Annotated in this window: 22 protein-coding genes; 18 read left to right on the top strand and 4 right to left on the bottom strand. The window is 61.3% G+C overall.

Annotation, left to right across the window (positions count from 1 at the left end):
- The first annotated feature begins 44 nt into the window (after positions 1 to 44).
- Both ElP_RS13990 and ElP_RS13985 read left to right on the top strand, forming a co-directional pair.
- Positions 45 to 326, top strand: a complete 282-nt coding sequence (locus tag ElP_RS13990) for a hypothetical protein (protein ID WP_145270248.1) — start codon at positions 45 to 47, stop codon at positions 324 to 326.
- Between the two features lie 139 nt (positions 327 to 465).
- Positions 466 to 1,275: a hypothetical protein gene (locus ElP_RS13985; RefSeq protein WP_145270246.1), complete on the top strand. Its 810-nt coding sequence runs from the start codon at positions 466 to 468 to the stop codon at positions 1,273 to 1,275.
- A gap of 434 nt (positions 1,276 to 1,709) precedes the next feature.
- Here the strand turns inward: ElP_RS13985 and ElP_RS13980 are convergent, their stop codons facing one another.
- Both ElP_RS13980 and ElP_RS13975 read right to left on the bottom strand, forming a co-directional pair.
- Complete coding sequence (locus ElP_RS13980; protein ID WP_145270244.1) at positions 1,710 to 3,371, bottom strand: anti-phage dCTP deaminase; 1,662 nt, start codon at positions 3,369 to 3,371, stop codon at positions 1,710 to 1,712.
- Between the two features lie 386 nt (positions 3,372 to 3,757).
- Positions 3,758 to 4,432: a TIGR02996 domain-containing protein gene (locus tag ElP_RS13975; RefSeq protein ID WP_145270242.1), complete on the bottom strand. Its 675-nt coding sequence runs from the start codon at positions 4,430 to 4,432 to the stop codon at positions 3,758 to 3,760.
- Positions 4,433 to 4,992: 560 nt separating this feature from the next.
- On the opposite strand from ElP_RS13975, the gene ElP_RS13970 reads away from it, so the two are divergent.
- The 16 genes from ElP_RS13970 to ElP_RS13905 all read left to right on the top strand — a co-directional run bounded on the left by ElP_RS13970 (position 4,993) and on the right by ElP_RS13905 (position 13,377).
- Entirely contained in the window at positions 4,993 to 5,652 is a 660-nt protein-coding gene (locus ElP_RS13970; protein ID WP_145270240.1) for a hypothetical protein, read from the top strand.
- A gap of 50 nt (positions 5,653 to 5,702) precedes the next feature.
- Complete coding sequence (locus ElP_RS41195; RefSeq protein ID WP_390835845.1) at positions 5,703 to 5,870, top strand: DUF6900 domain-containing protein; 168 nt, start codon at positions 5,703 to 5,705, stop codon at positions 5,868 to 5,870.
- A gap of 4 nt (positions 5,871 to 5,874) precedes the next feature.
- Positions 5,875 to 6,045 (top strand): hypothetical protein, encoded by a 171-nt coding sequence (locus ElP_RS38040; RefSeq protein ID WP_197446975.1) that lies wholly within the window; start codon positions 5,875 to 5,877, stop codon positions 6,043 to 6,045.
- A gap of 290 nt (positions 6,046 to 6,335) precedes the next feature.
- Positions 6,336 to 8,252 (top strand): ParB/RepB/Spo0J family partition protein, encoded by a 1,917-nt coding sequence (locus ElP_RS13965; protein ID WP_145270238.1) that lies wholly within the window; start codon positions 6,336 to 6,338, stop codon positions 8,250 to 8,252.
- 123 nt (positions 8,253 to 8,375) lie between these two features.
- A complete protein-coding gene (locus ElP_RS13960; protein ID WP_145270237.1) occupies positions 8,376 to 8,711 on the top strand; it encodes a hypothetical protein in 336 nt (111 codons plus the stop codon).
- 51 nt (positions 8,712 to 8,762) lie between these two features.
- Positions 8,763 to 9,317 (top strand): hypothetical protein, encoded by a 555-nt coding sequence (locus ElP_RS13955; protein WP_145270235.1) that lies wholly within the window; start codon positions 8,763 to 8,765, stop codon positions 9,315 to 9,317.
- A gap of 86 nt (positions 9,318 to 9,403) precedes the next feature.
- Entirely contained in the window at positions 9,404 to 10,015 is a 612-nt protein-coding gene (locus ElP_RS13950) for a hypothetical protein (protein ID WP_145270234.1), read from the top strand.
- Entirely contained in the window at positions 10,012 to 10,311 is a 300-nt protein-coding gene (locus ElP_RS13945; protein ID WP_145270233.1) for a hypothetical protein, read from the top strand. Before ElP_RS13950 ends, ElP_RS13945 begins: the two co-directional genes overlap by 4 nt.
- A complete protein-coding gene (locus ElP_RS13940; RefSeq protein WP_145270232.1) occupies positions 10,308 to 10,520 on the top strand; it encodes a hypothetical protein in 213 nt (70 codons plus the stop codon). Before ElP_RS13945 ends, ElP_RS13940 begins: the two co-directional genes overlap by 4 nt.
- A complete protein-coding gene (locus tag ElP_RS13935; RefSeq protein WP_145270231.1) occupies positions 10,517 to 10,804 on the top strand; it encodes a hypothetical protein in 288 nt (95 codons plus the stop codon). The genes ElP_RS13940 and ElP_RS13935 overlap by 4 nt, the downstream gene beginning before the upstream one ends.
- Positions 10,801 to 11,169, top strand: a complete 369-nt coding sequence (locus tag ElP_RS13930; protein ID WP_145270230.1) for a hypothetical protein — start codon at positions 10,801 to 10,803, stop codon at positions 11,167 to 11,169. The genes ElP_RS13935 and ElP_RS13930 overlap by 4 nt, the downstream gene beginning before the upstream one ends.
- Positions 11,166 to 11,477, top strand: coding sequence for a hypothetical protein (locus ElP_RS13925; protein WP_145270229.1), 312 nt, complete (start codon positions 11,166 to 11,168; stop codon positions 11,475 to 11,477). Before ElP_RS13930 ends, ElP_RS13925 begins: the two co-directional genes overlap by 4 nt.
- On the top strand, positions 11,477 to 11,848 hold the full coding sequence (locus ElP_RS13920) for a hypothetical protein (RefSeq protein ID WP_145270228.1): 372 nt from the start codon (positions 11,477 to 11,479) through the stop codon (positions 11,846 to 11,848). Before ElP_RS13925 ends, ElP_RS13920 begins: the two co-directional genes overlap by 1 nt.
- 396 nt (positions 11,849 to 12,244) lie before the next feature.
- Positions 12,245 to 12,628 carry a hypothetical protein gene (locus ElP_RS13915; protein ID WP_145270226.1) on the top strand — a complete coding sequence of 128 codons (384 nt, stop codon included), beginning with the start codon at positions 12,245 to 12,247 and terminating at the stop codon, positions 12,626 to 12,628.
- 64 nt (positions 12,629 to 12,692) lie between these two features.
- On the top strand, positions 12,693 to 12,902 hold the full coding sequence (locus ElP_RS13910) for a hypothetical protein (protein WP_145270224.1): 210 nt from the start codon (positions 12,693 to 12,695) through the stop codon (positions 12,900 to 12,902).
- A gap of 52 nt (positions 12,903 to 12,954) precedes the next feature.
- A complete protein-coding gene (locus tag ElP_RS13905) occupies positions 12,955 to 13,377 on the top strand; it encodes a hypothetical protein (protein WP_145270221.1) in 423 nt (140 codons plus the stop codon).
- Positions 13,378 to 13,489: 112 nt separating this feature from the next.
- Here the strand turns inward: ElP_RS13905 and ElP_RS13900 are convergent, their stop codons facing one another.
- A complete protein-coding gene (locus tag ElP_RS13900; protein ID WP_145270218.1) occupies positions 13,490 to 14,038 on the bottom strand; it encodes a hypothetical protein in 549 nt (182 codons plus the stop codon).
- Positions 13,974 to 15,620, bottom strand: coding sequence for a MobF family relaxase (gene mobF, locus ElP_RS13895; protein ID WP_145270215.1), 1,647 nt, complete (start codon positions 15,618 to 15,620; stop codon positions 13,974 to 13,976). Before mobF ends, ElP_RS13900 begins: the two co-directional genes overlap by 65 nt.
- Positions 15,621 to 15,684 lie beyond the last annotated feature (64 nt).

The raw sequence follows: 15,684 nt of genomic DNA, 5'->3' as shown, positions 1-15,684 counted from the left end.
AAGCGATTCTTGCGCTGCACGCTTGACCGTGCTATCCGTGCCGGATGGACCGCAGCGCAGCAGGAAGCAAGGGCGGGCGCACCACGTTTGAGCGCCATGGCTCGAAACACATGGCCGAAATCGGCGCCAAAGGCTTCGCCACAACCGTCGCCCGGCACTGGAACGGCGACCGGCAGGGCTATCGTGATTACCTAGGGCTGCGGCGGCACGAACAGCAGATCGAGAGCTTCGTGGAACGGGAGCAGGCCCGCCGCCTGGCCGCCGGCGAGAAGATCGTGTGCCACGAGCTGCCTGTGCTCAGTGACCCGGACGAGTTGCCGTTCTAGCCGCGGGCCGTGCCGCCGCAGTCCCATCTTGTTTTCCACAAATGGCTTACGCGAGATCCGAAAGGACGGTTGCATGCCGCCCACGGCACGGTGAGAATAGGCTCGGATTCCCCCCGTGCCATTTATGGAGGACCGCGCCGTGCTCGATATCCGCGCTGGCAGCAACGTGAGCTCCTACTATCCCAGGGCGGTTGAATCCAGCTACTACATCAATGCATTTTTAGCTTATGCAAATCGCGAGTACGGCATCAGCCCGGAGCAAGTCGCCTTCCTGACCAGCATTTGCAGCGACGACCTCAACAGTGTCGGGCTGCCCCGGACCGATATGGTTGGCCCGTTCGTCCAGGGCGGCCTCAATGGCTTCCCGTTCGCGGGCATGACCGGGCTTGGCGCGTTCTCCCACCATATCCCTGAGCCCGGCGCAGCGCTGATGTTTTTCGGCCCGCATGTCGGCATCACCAGCGACGGGCAGGTCGGCAAGGTGGTCCGGCCTGGCCAATCTACGCCGAGCGATTGTTGCGGCGCAGCGGCGGCGGCGCTCAAAGCTCTAGAGGCAGGAACGATTACCCACAAGGAGCCCTGCGATTACCCGGTAGACGATTACCAGCAGGAGACGATCCGGCAAATCGTCCTAAGGCACAAAGACGCCATCCTCGGCGCGGGGGATGTGGGTGACCCGAGGCGTTTCGTCGTGATGACAGAAGCCATCTACCAGGAAACGAAGGATGCCTTCCTGCGGCTCCTGGCGAACACACACTTCGGCAGCCCCGCGTTCTTCTTCGGCGGCATCCTGATCAACCGGGACGGGAGACAGGAATCACTCATCGAGCTACGCGATCTGGACCGGGTCCAGCATGGGAAGGTGCAGGACCTGACGAGTGATTTCGCTCAGAAGGCGGAGGAGCGATTCCGGGCGTTCGAGGCCGGGGATAAGAATGCTTTCCGCTGAGCTAGAAGCAGCTACTGGTGCGGGGCTGCCTCGGGTTCTGGTGTCGGATGCTGGCACCGCATCAGTGCTTTCGACCAGAGCGAGGTAGATGCGCGGCCACGCTCATCCCCAGCCGCGCCCTCAGTAACGACCGAGCCGAGTAGCTGGCCGCCCGGGCGGCGGCGCCATCGGCTCGCCGCCCGTGTTTCGTGTGCCGGGAGTGGTGGTTGGCAGCCGGGATTAAACGTATCGTAAACGGACACTCCTCCTAGGCTTTGCGACCTGGCCCATAATCTGATTTGTCGCTCTGTTCACGCTCCCCGGCCTCGCGCGCCCGCTTCTTGCTGTAGTGCCATCCAAGTAGGTTCTGTTTCCATTCCGGCCAGGAACGAACCTCCTCTCGGGCCCACTGCAAGTAGATCAGGAAGCGATCTTCCTCTTGCGAGGGGGACGATTCATTTTGGCTGGCCATCCGTGCCCTCCTTCTCGATCAGGAAATCCGTGAATAGTGATCCGGCCAAGGTTTCAAGTTGGAGATATGACAGCGGCATCAGTTGAAGCCTGAGCCTCGCTGTCTCTGGTTTCCAATCAATGACCTTACCTGTTCGCTTGTCCTTCCTCACCACCGGATATCCGGAGCTTAGGCCCATGGAGAAGAGGTCGAAAAACCTTCTAGGGCCTACGCCGACGAATGGTTCAAAGCGGACTGCTTGTTCGCGTTCGGAGAATCCGAGCACAAGCGAATCTCTGTGGAAATCAACGGCCTTGCTCTTTGGATAGGGCTCGACGTAAACGACTCTCTTAATGCCTGCCGCAATTATATGCTTGGCGCAATTATGACATGGGAAGGTCGTCCCATAAAGCGTGGCATCACGGCAACTGATATTGTTCCGCGCACAGGACAGCATCGCCTCCATTTCGGCGTGCACGACGCGGCCGTACTCAGTAAGATCACCGATTCGGCTGCTCCTCAGCACCGCTCGAAACGCATCTAGGTCTTTAACATGATTGCTAGAGTCCTTTAAAATGCTTTCGATGATGTCTTGCTGCTCAGCCTTATTGGAGTCGACGCCAAGGGTGTAATCCCTGCCTCCAGGAACGTCTGCGTAGCGTCGACTGGGAGCATCGTAGTATGGCCAATAAAGCCCACCCCCAAACCGGGGGCAATCGTTAGCTCCGGTTGACAAGAGTTCCTCATTCTTCGCAAGCACCGCCCCGACCTGTCTGGACAAATCTGCTGAGCGCAGCGCTGCCGAGAATGCCATGAACATGGCAAACTCATCGAACAGCGGCGTAATGTACGGGTTACCAAAAATAATGTCGAGGAATCGCCAAAGATCCTGCTTCAGCTTGTCCGCGCTTTCGTCGAACCGAACAAAGAAGTCCGACATATGGAATGTGTCGCTCGTCCGCTGCCCATATGACAGCTGTTCGTCCTCATCCCGCTGCATCAAGCGGGTAGCTTCGTCTTCCGTCATTCTCTTCTCTTCAGTCAACACCTCCCTCCTGCGATTTTCGTCAGCGTGTACTCCAACGAGATAGAACGATTCCGGGTAAATCTCCCGCAGGCGAGTCACTTCGGAGGGGTGCTTCAGGGAATCCACAATGTAGGCAAATTTGGGCTTAAGGCCCTGCGTAATATCGCTGCCTTCATAATTGCGATCAGACGCGATTCTGGCTGCTACCCCCAGTGCCAGGATCGACGAATCATCCGATAGTTTTCGGGCATCATCTCCGGCAGTCATCAAGGCGTCAGTGCGGACGTAGCCAGCACTCCCCTCGTTAAGGGGTTTGATCTTGGCAACGCGTGGAATGACGTCCTTGGAGATCTTGATTACAATGGTCGTGTATCCAAATATTTTCAAACGATCTTCAATCGTTCCGATCACGCTCTTGAGGTCGGTGCCGACCGCCGCAACCAAGCCCAGCACCAGCTCTGATTCTGAAAAATTCTGATATAGGAAGTCTTTTGCAGATCGGGTTGATCCATCCGGCGAGGCGCTCGATGTATCTTTGTCTGCAATTCGCGCAGACTCTGCTGGCAGATCGTCGGCAGCGTAAGGAGCCGCTTTGATCCTATCAGACTGGGCCGATCTCTGACGGGATTGCTTGGCCATTGCCCATCCACCAAAAACACTGACTGCCTCAAGCCTTACGCCATCAGTTTCTCTGCTCTAGCTCGGTCGCCTCACATCGCCTACTTTACCGCTTTACCCAGGATTTCCACCTCCGGCTCGTACATCCGGTTCCATCAACCGCCATGGCGGATGCAGCACCCGGTCACACCAGATTCTCTGATCGCGGAAGATAACCGGCCTGTGTTTGGATGTCCACCGGTGAGTGCCCTAGCGTCCCGTCTGGCGCCGTCGAGTGCTCCCGGGCTTCGCTCCCGCTCCGGTGCCTGCGGCACTGCCCCGCACGCCCGCTGACTCGAAGGAAGCCGTCGCTCCCGCCAGAAACGACGAGCCTGCCTGACGATCCGAGTGGGGAGAACTGGCGGTAGTTAAATCGTCCAGTCTCCGTACTCCACTTCCACGCGACGCTCGAGGGAGCGGGCAAGCTCTACCGCGTCCGGTGCCATGTCGACGCCCAGGCCCAGCTTCTCCAGGCGGTCGATCAGTGGGGAGGCGGCCAGTGCCCGCAGATCATCGGCGCGGATATCTTCGACGTCATCGTCATCTTCCCAGCCGGGTGAAATCCGGAGCACATCCACGAACTGCATGATTGGATGGTTCAGCCAGTCGGCTAGCCTGGAAGTCTCCAGATGGAGCCGATACCGCACCAGCGGCGACATGTCGGCTCTGATCTGTGCCGCGCTGTACCGCAGGTTCCCGTCGTTCAGTTTTTCCTCGTAGAGCGGCAGGCCACGGCGGTACTCATCGTAATAGCGGGTCTCCGGGTACCGCTCTGAGGGGTAGATGCGGCCCAGCAGCTCAATCGCCTGCTCCATCCGCTCGGGGTCTTCAAACTTGATCCGCCCGGAATCCGTGGCAGGCCGAATCCCATCCCGCGTGATGAGCGAGAAATACGGCTGCTCGCACTGGACGCGGATGAATTTGGCTTCGTCGCCCAGGCCGTTCGCTTCCAGCCAGTCGGCATAGGCCAGCCGCGGGGCGTCGTTTCGCGGATCAGCGTGGATAGCAGCGATCAGGGCCAGCTCGGCATCGCTCAGCGGCATGGGGCACCTCCGGCGCTATTCTAATGGCGGCCGGGGCGATGGCCAGCCGGAGCGGCACCGGTGGCGGGAAGTCTTTCACCGGCGGTTTCACGGCGATCCCTTCGGGCCGGGCTGTCATGCTGCGCACCGAGCCGCTGAAGCGTCTCGGCCATCCGGTTTCCATCCCTATCGCAAGCAATGCCATAGCCCAAGCGGCGCGTGGCCAACAGGCCACGCCCAGTTCCCATGCAAGCGTTCAGGGGGCTCCTGCCCCCTCTCCGCTTCAAGGCCCTCGCTGCGCTCGCCTACGGTTCGCACGGCGTATCCCCAACTTTGCCGCGAGCGACAAAGCCGGGAGATACCCCTCACCGTGCTCAGGCCTTTCCGCTCCCACCCCCGCTGCTCGGCGCGAGCCAGGGTTTCAGCGGCGGGCTTCAAAGCAAGCCCCCCGCTGAAACCCAAATCAACTAAGATAAGGAAAGATGCAAATGACAACTAACGCACACTTAGAAGCCTTCCGCCAGTCCTACCGCGCCCCCCGGTACGTCCAGCTTCCGCAACCGCCCCGGAACGAGAGCCCCGTGCCGTGGCTTACCAGCCTCTACCACAACGCCGATGCCGGAATTTACGGCAACCGCAACTATCGCGGAAATTGCAGCGGCAACCTGATTCGCGACCTGATTCTGTATTTCCAGCCGGAAAGCGTGCTGGATGTTATGAGCGGCTCGGGTACTGCCGGGGATGTATGCCGCAGCCTCGGAATCCCGTGCTATTCCGGCGACCTCCGCACCGGTTTGGATGCCTGCAACGCGGAAGAACTGGAAACTGCCACGGAGGGTGAGGTATTCGACTTCGCTTGGATTCATCCGCCTTACTGGCGCATGATTGCCTACAGCAATGACCCGCGTGATTTGTCCGCGCAGCCAACGCTGACCGACTTCGTGGAAAAGCTCAAAGAAGCCATGCAGGCGATTTGGCACCGCCTGTCACCGGGTGGGAAACTGGCCGTGCTAATCGGCGACTACAACGACCGCGAGCTTGGATTCCTGCCGCTTACCTATCTGACAAAGCAGGCGGCTTTCTCGCTGGGATATGAGCAGCGCGTGACCGACATTATCCGGTTCTCGCACGGCTCGACCAGCAGCCGCAGGCGGTACAACACGGCGTTTATTCCCGGCCTACACGATACCTGCGTGGTGTTTGAGAAGCCGGAGGCGGTAGCCGAAAGCCAGAGTAATTAACCTCCAACCGGGCGGCGTGAAAGCGCCGCCCACCTTGAAAGGGAAACGCCATGGACGATTTACACGCACAGCTTACCGCAATCGCGACAAAGCATCTTGGCATAGCATCGCTGGAGGCTCGCAACGCGGATTCGCTGGACTTCCACAGCGTTGCTTGCTGGAGCGTCAAACAGGCGCTCATGGAGGCGTACCGGCTGGGGCAGGAATCAACGGGGTAAGGCCATGGACGACATTCTAAACGACCTGTTCCACAACTGCGCCCTCGTGGCGTATGTGACCATCTGGCGGGAAACGGGAGACTTCCCGCCGGATTCGGAGCAGGTGCGGCAGCTTGCCTATCGGCTGTACGAGGAGGAACGGGCAAAGGAGAGGGCGGAACAGTCGGGCAACTGACTGGGGCGGCGGGAAAATCGCGGCGCTCGCCTTCGGCTCGCTTACCCTTAATTCTTTCGTGGACAGTCACGCTAAGCCGTGCTAAGACGGACGAATGAGGATATGCAAAGCGTGTAATCAGCCGCTCGTAATGCGGTGCATGGAATGCGGGACTGAAATGGAGTTTCAGCGTCGCAGCAAGGCGTATTGCTCGGAAGCCTGTCGCAAGAAAGCGGAGAGGAAGCGCCAAAAACTAAAGGCCGGGGCTGCAACCCGGCCTCTCATTAACCATACGGATAAGGAACCACAGTATGACTGCACAAACCATCGAAGTAAAGAAACTTAGCAAGTCCCCCTTGAACGTGAGGCGTGGCAGCAGCAGCAAGTCCCCGCTGGACGAAATGAAAGCAAGCATCCTCGCCCACGGCCTGATGCAGAACCTGACCGCCTACCCCGGCAAGAAGGGCAAGTATTTCGTCAGCGCTGGCAGCCGCCGACTGGAGGCGCTGCAAGCCCTGATCGCGGAAGGCCAGCTGCCGGAAGACCACGCGGTGCCCTGCCTGATCGTTACCGAGGAACAGGCACAGGAAATGAGCCTCGCCGAGAACATGGTGCGGCTGGCGATGCATCCGGCGGACGAATTTGAAGCCTTCGCCGCGCTGGTGGAGAAGAGCGAAACCGCCGAACAGATCGGGCAGCGGTTCGGCAAGACGGAGAAGCATGTGCTCCAGCGGCTCAAGCTGGGGCGTGTCGCGCCGGAACTGCTGGAAGAGTACCGGGAGGGGAAGCTGAAGCTGGAGGTGCTGGAAGCCTTCACCATCACGGATGACCGCAAGCGGCAGCTGAAGGTTTACAAGCAGGTGAAGAATGGCTGGCAGATTCACCACGCCAGCGAAATTCGCTCGCTGCTGACCGACAAGATGGCGAAGGCCGACAGCAAGCTGACCGCATTTGTCGGGCTGGAAGCCTATCAAGCCGCTGGCGGCAAGACGAGGTCTGACCTGTTCGGGGAGGACGTGTATCTGGAGGACATGACGCTGCTGCACCGCCTGGCCGGGGAAAAGCTGGAAGCGGAAGCCGAAAAGCTCCGCGCCGATGGCTGGGGATGGGTGGAGGCGGATTTCGAGGGCGATTACTCGACGCTCTCGAAATTTGGCCGGATTCAGCCCGTGCCGCTGGATGCTCCCGCCGACCTGATGGCCGAACTGGAAGCGGCAAAGGCTGAGGAACAGCGGATCGAGGACGCGATTGACGCGACCGAAGACGATGACGAGCTGGAATCCCTTTATGAGCAGTGCCGCTTGGCGGAAGAGAAACGAGAAGCTGTCGAGGAGAAGCTGGAATCATTCACCGACTTCGACCCCGAGCAGAAGAAGCTGGCCGGATGCTTCGTCAGAGTGGTCTGGGGCGGCAGGCTCAGCATCGACAAAGGGCTGGTGAAGCCGGAGGACAAGAAAGCCGCCGCCACCGCTCAGGCCAGCAGCGACGAGGAAGACAGCGAAGAATCCGCCCCGGCCAAGCCCGCCCTCTCGCAGGCGCTGATCGACGACCTGAAAGCCTACCGGACGCAGGTGGCTCAGGTCGCCATCGCCGAAAACCCGGCCATCGCCTTCGACCTGCTGGTGGTGACCGCCGCCCGGAAGGTGCTGACCAGCCAGGGCGGGTTTGACGGGGCGAACGTCAGCTTCAACCAGAGCTACCCACGCCCCAGCGGAGGCGAGCAGACCGCCGCCGCCGCACGACTGGAAGCCATCCGCGAAGCCCTGCCGCTGGCGTGGCTGCGGGAGAAGACCGAAGCCGCCCAGCTCGCCGCCTTCCAGCGGCTGGACGAGGCCGACAAGCACCGGATTCTGGCCTACTGCACGGCGATGACGCTCCAGCCGAAGCTCGCTCCCGGCGCTGGCAAGCAGCGGACGGTCTACGATGCCGCACTGGCTCAGACCGGGGTGAACGTGGCCGCATACTGGCGACCGACTGCCGCCAACTTCTTTGGCCGCATCAAGATCGGGCAGTTGCTCGAGGTCGGCGAGCGCGTCCTCGGTGCCCTGTGGGTATCGCACCGCCGGAACTCGAAACGGGCGGCGCTGGTGACGCAACTGAACGAAGCGTTTGCCGAACCGCAGACGCACGGCAAAACGCCGGAGCAGGTGGAAGCGCTGCGACAGTGGCTCCCCGAAGGCATGGCGTTCGGTGCGGAAGAAGCCAAGGCCGTGGCGGAAGCGGCGTAACGAATCGGGGCGGCGTGAGAGCGCCGCCCTGTTTCTGACGAATCGCCGAGAATTGGAAAATCATTTAACCGTAATGCATATGCAATGGAAGGAACCGCTATGTACCCAAGAACCGAATACGAGATGACTGAGGAAGACCTGAAGACACTGCTTGAAGCTTGCAGGCCAACACCCGCGATGTACCTGTCTGGCGGGCAGCCCATGAGCAGTTCGCCGCAGGAGAATGCCAATCGCGCATGGGCGGCGCTCGGTGAGAAGATGGGATTCGATTACAACACCGTCCAGCCGATTTCGGGGAAAGGCCAGCGATTTTTCTCAGCCGTACCGAGCGAAACGGAAGAAGCCCGCAAGGAGCGACTGGAGCGGGAGGCGGAAGAGAAGCGACAACGCGAAATCGCTCGACTCACCGAAGAAATCGCGGAGCGGGAAAAGCAATTGGCCGCGCTACAAGCCGCATAACGAAACCGGGCGGCGTGGATGCGCCGCCCACCAACAGCATGGAGGCACATCATGAGGAAATACAAACTGAAAGCGGAGCGATTTGGCACCCCTGCCGGAACCATCGTCTACGACTGCATCAAGCCGAACTACGGAGTGGTCGGTGACGACACGCGGGCAACCGGGGTCGAACACCGGAGCGTGACGCTCCAGAGCGATGGCGACTACCCGTTCTTCACCGTGCCGGTTGCCGATTTGGAGCCGCTGGACAACGCTGAACCGCAGACGGACACGGCACGGCACACGCCGGGGCCGTGGGAGTGCGGCGATCCGAGCCGTGGAGAAAGCCCGGTACTGGTCTATTGCGATGATGCTACCGGCTCCATCGTCGCCCAAGTCGGTGACTTCCAGTATGCGCCACGACCGCGTGCCGAGGCATTGGCCAACGCCCGGCTGATCGCCGCCGCGCCGGAGCTGCTGGATAGGCTGGTGCTGACTAACGACACGATCGAACTAATGCGGCTGGTGGCTGACAAAAACCATCCGCGCTGGCCTGAAATCGACTTGCTCCTCACTCAGAGGATTCAAGGGAATGACGATGCCATCACCAAGGCCACCGCCGCATAGTCAGTCAACCAACAGGGCACGGCGGGGCAACCCGCCGCGCTCGCCGCCCTGCGGCTCGCTAACAACCAACCTGAAAGAGAGGTGCTATGCCCCAGAAGTACAAATTTACCCCCGCCATGCGCGAAATCAGCGGCTTTGGCGGAGCCTACGAGGAATGTTGCCGCCGGATGCTGATCGCCGCGCTGGAATGGCTGGACGGCCACCCGGAGGCAGACCCCCGATTTACCGGCTACTCGAACGTTTACGACGTGATCGACGAGGATAACGAAGACGCGAAGGCGTTGAGCAAGGCCGCCTGCGACGCGGCAGGCGAGTTCGGAACAACCGGGGCGATGCACCAGGCCGTCATCAGCTCCGCGCTCTGGATCAAGACCCACGGCTGGGATGCCTACCTTGAGCGGATGACCCATCCCGGCGGTGAAGTCGGCATCCTGAAGGACAAGCTGGCCAGGGCTGAAGAAGACGCGGCACGGGCATGGAGCCGCGTCGAAGAACTGATCTGCGAAAACTGGAAGCGCGGGGCGATCATCGCGGAGCAGGTGCTCGGCTGGAATCGGTACAAGGTATCGAACAGCCAGCAGAAAGCCTACGCCCCCAGCCAGCAGGCCGCGCTCGAAGACATCCCTCTCGGATGCTCGCTTTACAAGCTGGTGGACGATGCCATCGCCGAGATGACGGTGGAAAGCGAGGCGGCATGACCCAGAAGCACCTCTTCTTCACCGACCCGCTGACTGCCGCATGGGCGGCGAAGCACTGCAATTTGACGGTCATACTCCGCGCTACCGCCGCTGGCGACTACGACGCTTACGGTACACGCAACGCCCACCACCTCGTTGACGACTGGGATTACCGGAATCGACCCGGAAGTAAGCTGCACCCGGTAAGCCGTGTCTACATCCACCCCGACAGCATCCTGACCCTGGAAGCGCTGCCGGAAGCGAAAAAGGCCGCCCTGCGTGAGCTTGGCATGTGGCCGGAAAGCGAGGCGGCATGACCCCGAAACCCAACTGCTACGCCTGCATCTTCCGCCGCAACCTGCCCGGCGATGCCCATAGCCAATGCGCCAACCCCGCCGCTGCCGTGACCGGCGACCCGCACGGCATCCGCAAGGGCTGGTTCGCCTGGCCGTTCAACTACGACCCGCTATGGCTGAAAAGCTGCGACGGCTTCACGCCGAAGCAGCCGGAAAGCGAGGCGGCATGACCATCGAGCAAGGAAACATGAAGGAGATGATCGAGAAGGTGCAGTCGCTGCCCCATGTCTTGGTTAGCTTGTGCGCCTATGTGCCGCTGGACAAGGTTAATGAGATAATTTGTCAGCACGCCGCCGACACCTCCGAGCTGTTGGAGGCGCTGGACGCTATCCTCGCCTTCGACCACATCCACGACCGTACCTGCTATGAGGCCAGCTGGCAGTCCGAGGAGATGGAGGCCGCTTTCGGTAAAGCCCGCGCCATCCGCGACAAACTTAAAGGAACCGCTGCATGACCACGCATCACGAAGAAGCCATCCAAACCATCCGGGCGGCCATCTGGCAGAACCGCAACCGGGACGCGCTCAACCAGCCCAAGCCGGTGGATCAGATGCGTGGCCACCGCGACGGGCGGCAGGCTCATAAGGATGCGAAGGCCGCGCTGCGCGCCGACCCGCTCCGGCAGAAGCTCGGCGAAGCGGCGATTGCGGCCATCATGGAGGGCAAAGCCGCCGTGGTGCCGCTGGAACAGGAAGGGCTGATGCTCCATGTCATCAGCTACTCGCGGATAAACGCGGATGGATCACGCGAGAGTTTGCCGCTTCCTCTCGGGCTTGCCCGCTTCGATAAACCAACGGCAGAGAAAGGAACCGCAGTATGACCACGCCCGGTCACGACCGCACTCAGCGCCGCGTTGTCTGCGCCGCCTGCAAGATCGGCGATACGATCATCGCCGGGGCGCGGCATTTCGACATGGTGATGCACGGTCAGCTTGCCCGGATGCCGGAATTCAACGTGGTCAGCGGCTACACGAAGGCGGTTCACAAAGCCGAGCAGGGTTTCATCGACCAGCGGGGCGTGTTCATGAACCGGAGGGAGGCATTCGAGGTGGCTACCGCCGCTGGCCAGATTCGTCACAAGAGCGGGAACCCCGACAGCAAGGAACTATTCAGCGAGGATTTATATTGATGACACAGACAGCACATGAACGGGCGCTTGAGGCGGTCGCTAAAGCGCGATGGGAAACCGTCTATCGGTATAGTCAGGGTTACGACAACGGCACATGGGATGAAACTCGAGCCGATAACCGGGCTTTTCTCATTCGGCAGGCAGGGGAATCTATCCGCAGTTCATTTATTGATGTCTATCTCCGCGCCCTGCTGGATGACCCGGAAACGGTGGAGGATATGGCGCGAGCTATACGGCGCAGGCAGATCGTCACTGGCATCACGATAGAGCCTGAATTGGTTGACGTGGTGCTGGAGCGCGAATGGGAAACCCGCGCGCCAGATGCACAAGCCGCCCTTTCCGCCATCCGCAAGCAGGCGGGGATTGTATGAATTTATTGGTGTGGATTTTGTGCGTCGCGGCTTTCGTTGTGACAGCAGCCATCAAGGGCATTCTGTGGTTGTCAAGTTGCCCGTGCGATAGATGCAGAAAGCGGGCGGCGCTGAAGCGGAATGCCGGGTAGGGCGTCCGGGCGGAGTGCTCCGGGGTCGCTGTTCGCTCCGTCGCCTTGCGGCGACCAGGCCCTGCGCATTCCTGACGCAGGAGGGGGCAGTTCCGCCCCCTCTCCGCAAGGGCTGCGCGAGTCGCCGAACCATCTTCCTGCGCTGCGCTCCGTGCAGACGGCCCGGCGACCCTTGCGGATTCACCCCGCCCAGCTCGCCGCTTGGCAAGGTTTCAGGACGGCGAAGAAGCCGACCTGAAACGCACACCTAACGATTAACAGCAAAATGGAGTTTGCTATGGGACTCGATATGTACCTCACCGGAGAAAAATACTTCCATGGAGTAAAGCGGAAGCGCGGCGACAAGAAGGGGGAGCGCTACGACCTCGGCTACTGGCGGAAGCACCCGAACCTTCACGGCTTCATCGTCAAGGAATTCGCGGGCGGCGAGGACGAGTGCCAGCCCATCTATCTGGATAAGGAACGGATGGAGCGGATTATCGCGGCGGTTGAGGCGGAGCAGTTGCCTCATACGACCGGCTTCTTTTTCGGTGCCAGCGACGGCAGCGAGAAGGAGGAAGATCTGGCCATCTTCCGGGAAGCCATCGCGTGGCTGGAAGAGGAAGAAGAGGGCGTTTGGCGCTCTGTCGTCTATCAGGCGAGCTGGTAGCCGGAGCCATGAATCAACCGGGGCGGCGCTGGCCTGCCGCCCCACCACCAAGGAATTAAAACTTATGTTGAGCATTTCCAATATCCACCACGACAACGGCACATTCCGCGTGGTCAGGAACGGGCTGGACTTCGTGATTGTCGTATCCAGCGAAGGACACGGCCAAGCGAAGCGCGCAACATTCACGGCAGAGAGCGAAGCGCCGATTGATAAGGCCATAGCATTGCGGAAAGCCATGGACGAGGCCGACAGGCTCGCCGCGAAGAAGGCATAACTACCGAGGGGCGGGTTGCATGCCTGCCCCGCAACCAAGGAAGGAAAACACCATGAAGGTATTCGACAACTACGAAATCAGCCCGTGCCGCCGCTACGAAGAACCTGACAAGCCCGGCCATTTCTATTTCGAGGTTTGCGAACGGGCGGAAGCCGATTGCTGGACGCTCTACGGCCACATCGACGGAGAAGGCGTGGAGGCCATCGCCGATTGCCAGACCGAGCAGCAGGCGCAAGACCTCTACCAGCGAATCACCGGCGCTCCGTTCGGCACGCACGAGGAGAACGCCGCCCGCGTGCGGCTGATGCATGCCGCGCCGAAGCTGCTGGCGGCTATCGAACCGCTGGTGAAGCATGGCCGCGAGCAAATCGAGCTGGCCTATTCGGCTGGCGAGAATGACAACGCGGAGCAGCTGGAGCGGGATTATCAGGCGATATTCGAGGCTCACGCAGCAGCCACCGGCGAAGCCGCCTGACCGCCACGGGGCGGCTAGCCACGCCGCCCCATTCAGTCACCCAGCTAACTGGCGCGACCGCCGCCGCGCGCTCGCTTCGCTCGCTTATCCCCACCGGATGCCACCGCCAGCATCACACCTTCTCCTGCTCCAGCGTGAGCTTGGTCACGAGGCATTGCAACAGATCGCTATCGTCCGCAGCGTGAACGCCATCCACCTTCGCGGTGCGGAACAGCTTGAGCGCCTGCAGCAGCGGCTCCAGCTCATCGCCCCGCACGGTGAGCGTGACGCAGTGCCGCTCCCCGGCCATTTCCATCGGATCGGCCTGAATCACGTCGCCCAGGCGGCCGCCTTCCAGCCGGTCGGCGATGGATTTCAGGTTCGGCCCGTCAATCGTGACCTTCTTGCCGTCCATGTAGCGAACGACCATCTGCGAAAAATCCCGCTTGCCCCTGATGTCCCAGATCGAGGAATAGGGCATGGCCAGCCAGCGGTTATCGAATCCGGGGCTGCTTTCGAGCGGGAAGTACCGCAGGCAGAGCTTGGACTGGTTCGCCCCTTCCGCCCGTTTCTTGTTGCTGGACGATGCCGTGGCGACGCCGTCGGCCTGCGTGGGCTCACCGTTCCCAGACGGCCTCACGCCGTTCAGCTTGCTCCTTAGCCGCTCTTGTGCGCTGCTCATCGATGGCGTGCTCCTGCTGGATGGACTTGAAGAAATGCATCCGGTTCAGCCGACCAACGTGCTGCTGCATCGACTCCCGCCATGCTTTCGGCAGGAGCTTTAGCACGCTTGACCGTGGCTTCAAAGGCTTATCGTCAAGCGGTTTCAGCCCGGCCACCTCTTGCAGCAGGCGGAGCGTGTGGCCATCAGGGGCGTTCCGCGGCGGCAGGCCCTGGAGCACAATGCGACGCTGCTCGGCCTCAGCTGCCTGACTCAGTCGGTGCAGCTCGGCAAACGGCTGGCTGCCCGCATCCTTGACCCAGAGCGGGTTTTTGCCCGCACGCTGCTCGGCCTCGCGGACGGTGGCCGCGTCCGGCTTGCCGCTGATCCAGACGATGCCGCCGGAACGGGCGAACGCCAATAGCTCCTTTTCCTTCTGGCGGTTTTCCCATGTCTGCACCATGGGCGTGCCGTTCACCGTGACCCGCAGCAGCTCGGATTGCTCGAGCGTTTGCCGCAGGCCGCCCAGCGTCACCTCGCCCACGCCGGTTTTGAGGGCGTCGGTGAACAGGTCTTCCTCCGGCACGCGGCCATACTGCTGGCTCAGCCGGTTGACCGACTGGCCGAAGAATTGCCGGGAATGGTCAGGCAACTTGCTGGGTTCACGGCTGGACGCCTGCCGGAGGACGGCTTGGAGGGCGTTTGCCTCCTCGGGCGTGAGCCTGCCCCACCAATCTGCCTTGAGCGTTGCCGGATCGAGATCGCGTTGCTTCTTCTCCCGCACCTGCACGGCCAGCGCCGCCCGGCCTTTCGGCGATTTGACGAAGCCGAGCTTGCCCTCCAGCTTTCGCAGCTCGACCGGATCGCTTGTCCGGCGGATTTGCTCGGACAGCGCCGTCTCCCGCATCGCCTGCTCGTGGTCGATGTTCCCCTGTCCGGTGGAAAACTCCCGCCGAATGGAATCCGGGAAGCCGACCACGCGGAAATTGTCTTTCGTCAGCTCCGTCTGGTAGCCCAGTTCCCGCATGCCCCGGGCGACTTGGCTGTGGAATAGCCGTTTTATCCGGTCGCTGTTCGATACCAGCCGGTCAAACTCCGGGGCATACCAGCGGTCTTTATACGGCGTGAGGGCGATGATCGTGTTGTGGATGTGGTAGCCCGGCTCCCGCGCCCGGGTGATCTGGTGGTAGAACGGTGCCGAGATCATCGCCGCCGACTGCACCGTCTCCGTGCCGAGCAGCCCCTTCACGCGGGTATCGAGGTAGGATTCCGCCAGCTCCATCGCAACCGCGTTTGCCCGCTGGATTACCCCTTCAATCCGGGGATCGACCAGCGAGAGGAGCACAGCGGTATCCTTGTTGACGCTGAGTGTCAGATCGAGCAGCACCCGGCGGTCATCCCGCAGTCGCTGGGCGAGCTTGGTGCCGTCAGGGGCTTTTCCCCGCACAAGCGCCCGCCAGTCGGCCATATCCACGGCACCGGACAGGCCGAGCTTCTCCGCCCCTTTGCCCTGCCATTCCCCGACCTTCTCCAGCTCCGTGCCCGCGTGGCCGTAGTAGCCGATGGCAGCCTCAGCGTTAGCGGGGAAGGTGGCGTTAATCATGGGGCAGCCTCACGGTTGAGCGTCACCCGCATCATAGCGCCGAGCCGGTTTGGAGCAAGAATTG

The sequence above is a fragment of the Tautonia plasticadhaerens genome, assembly GCF_007752535.1.
Lineage (GTDB): Bacteria > Planctomycetota > Planctomycetia > Isosphaerales > Isosphaeraceae > Tautonia > Tautonia plasticadhaerens.
This window is presented reverse-complemented; position numbering and strand designations above follow the sequence as displayed.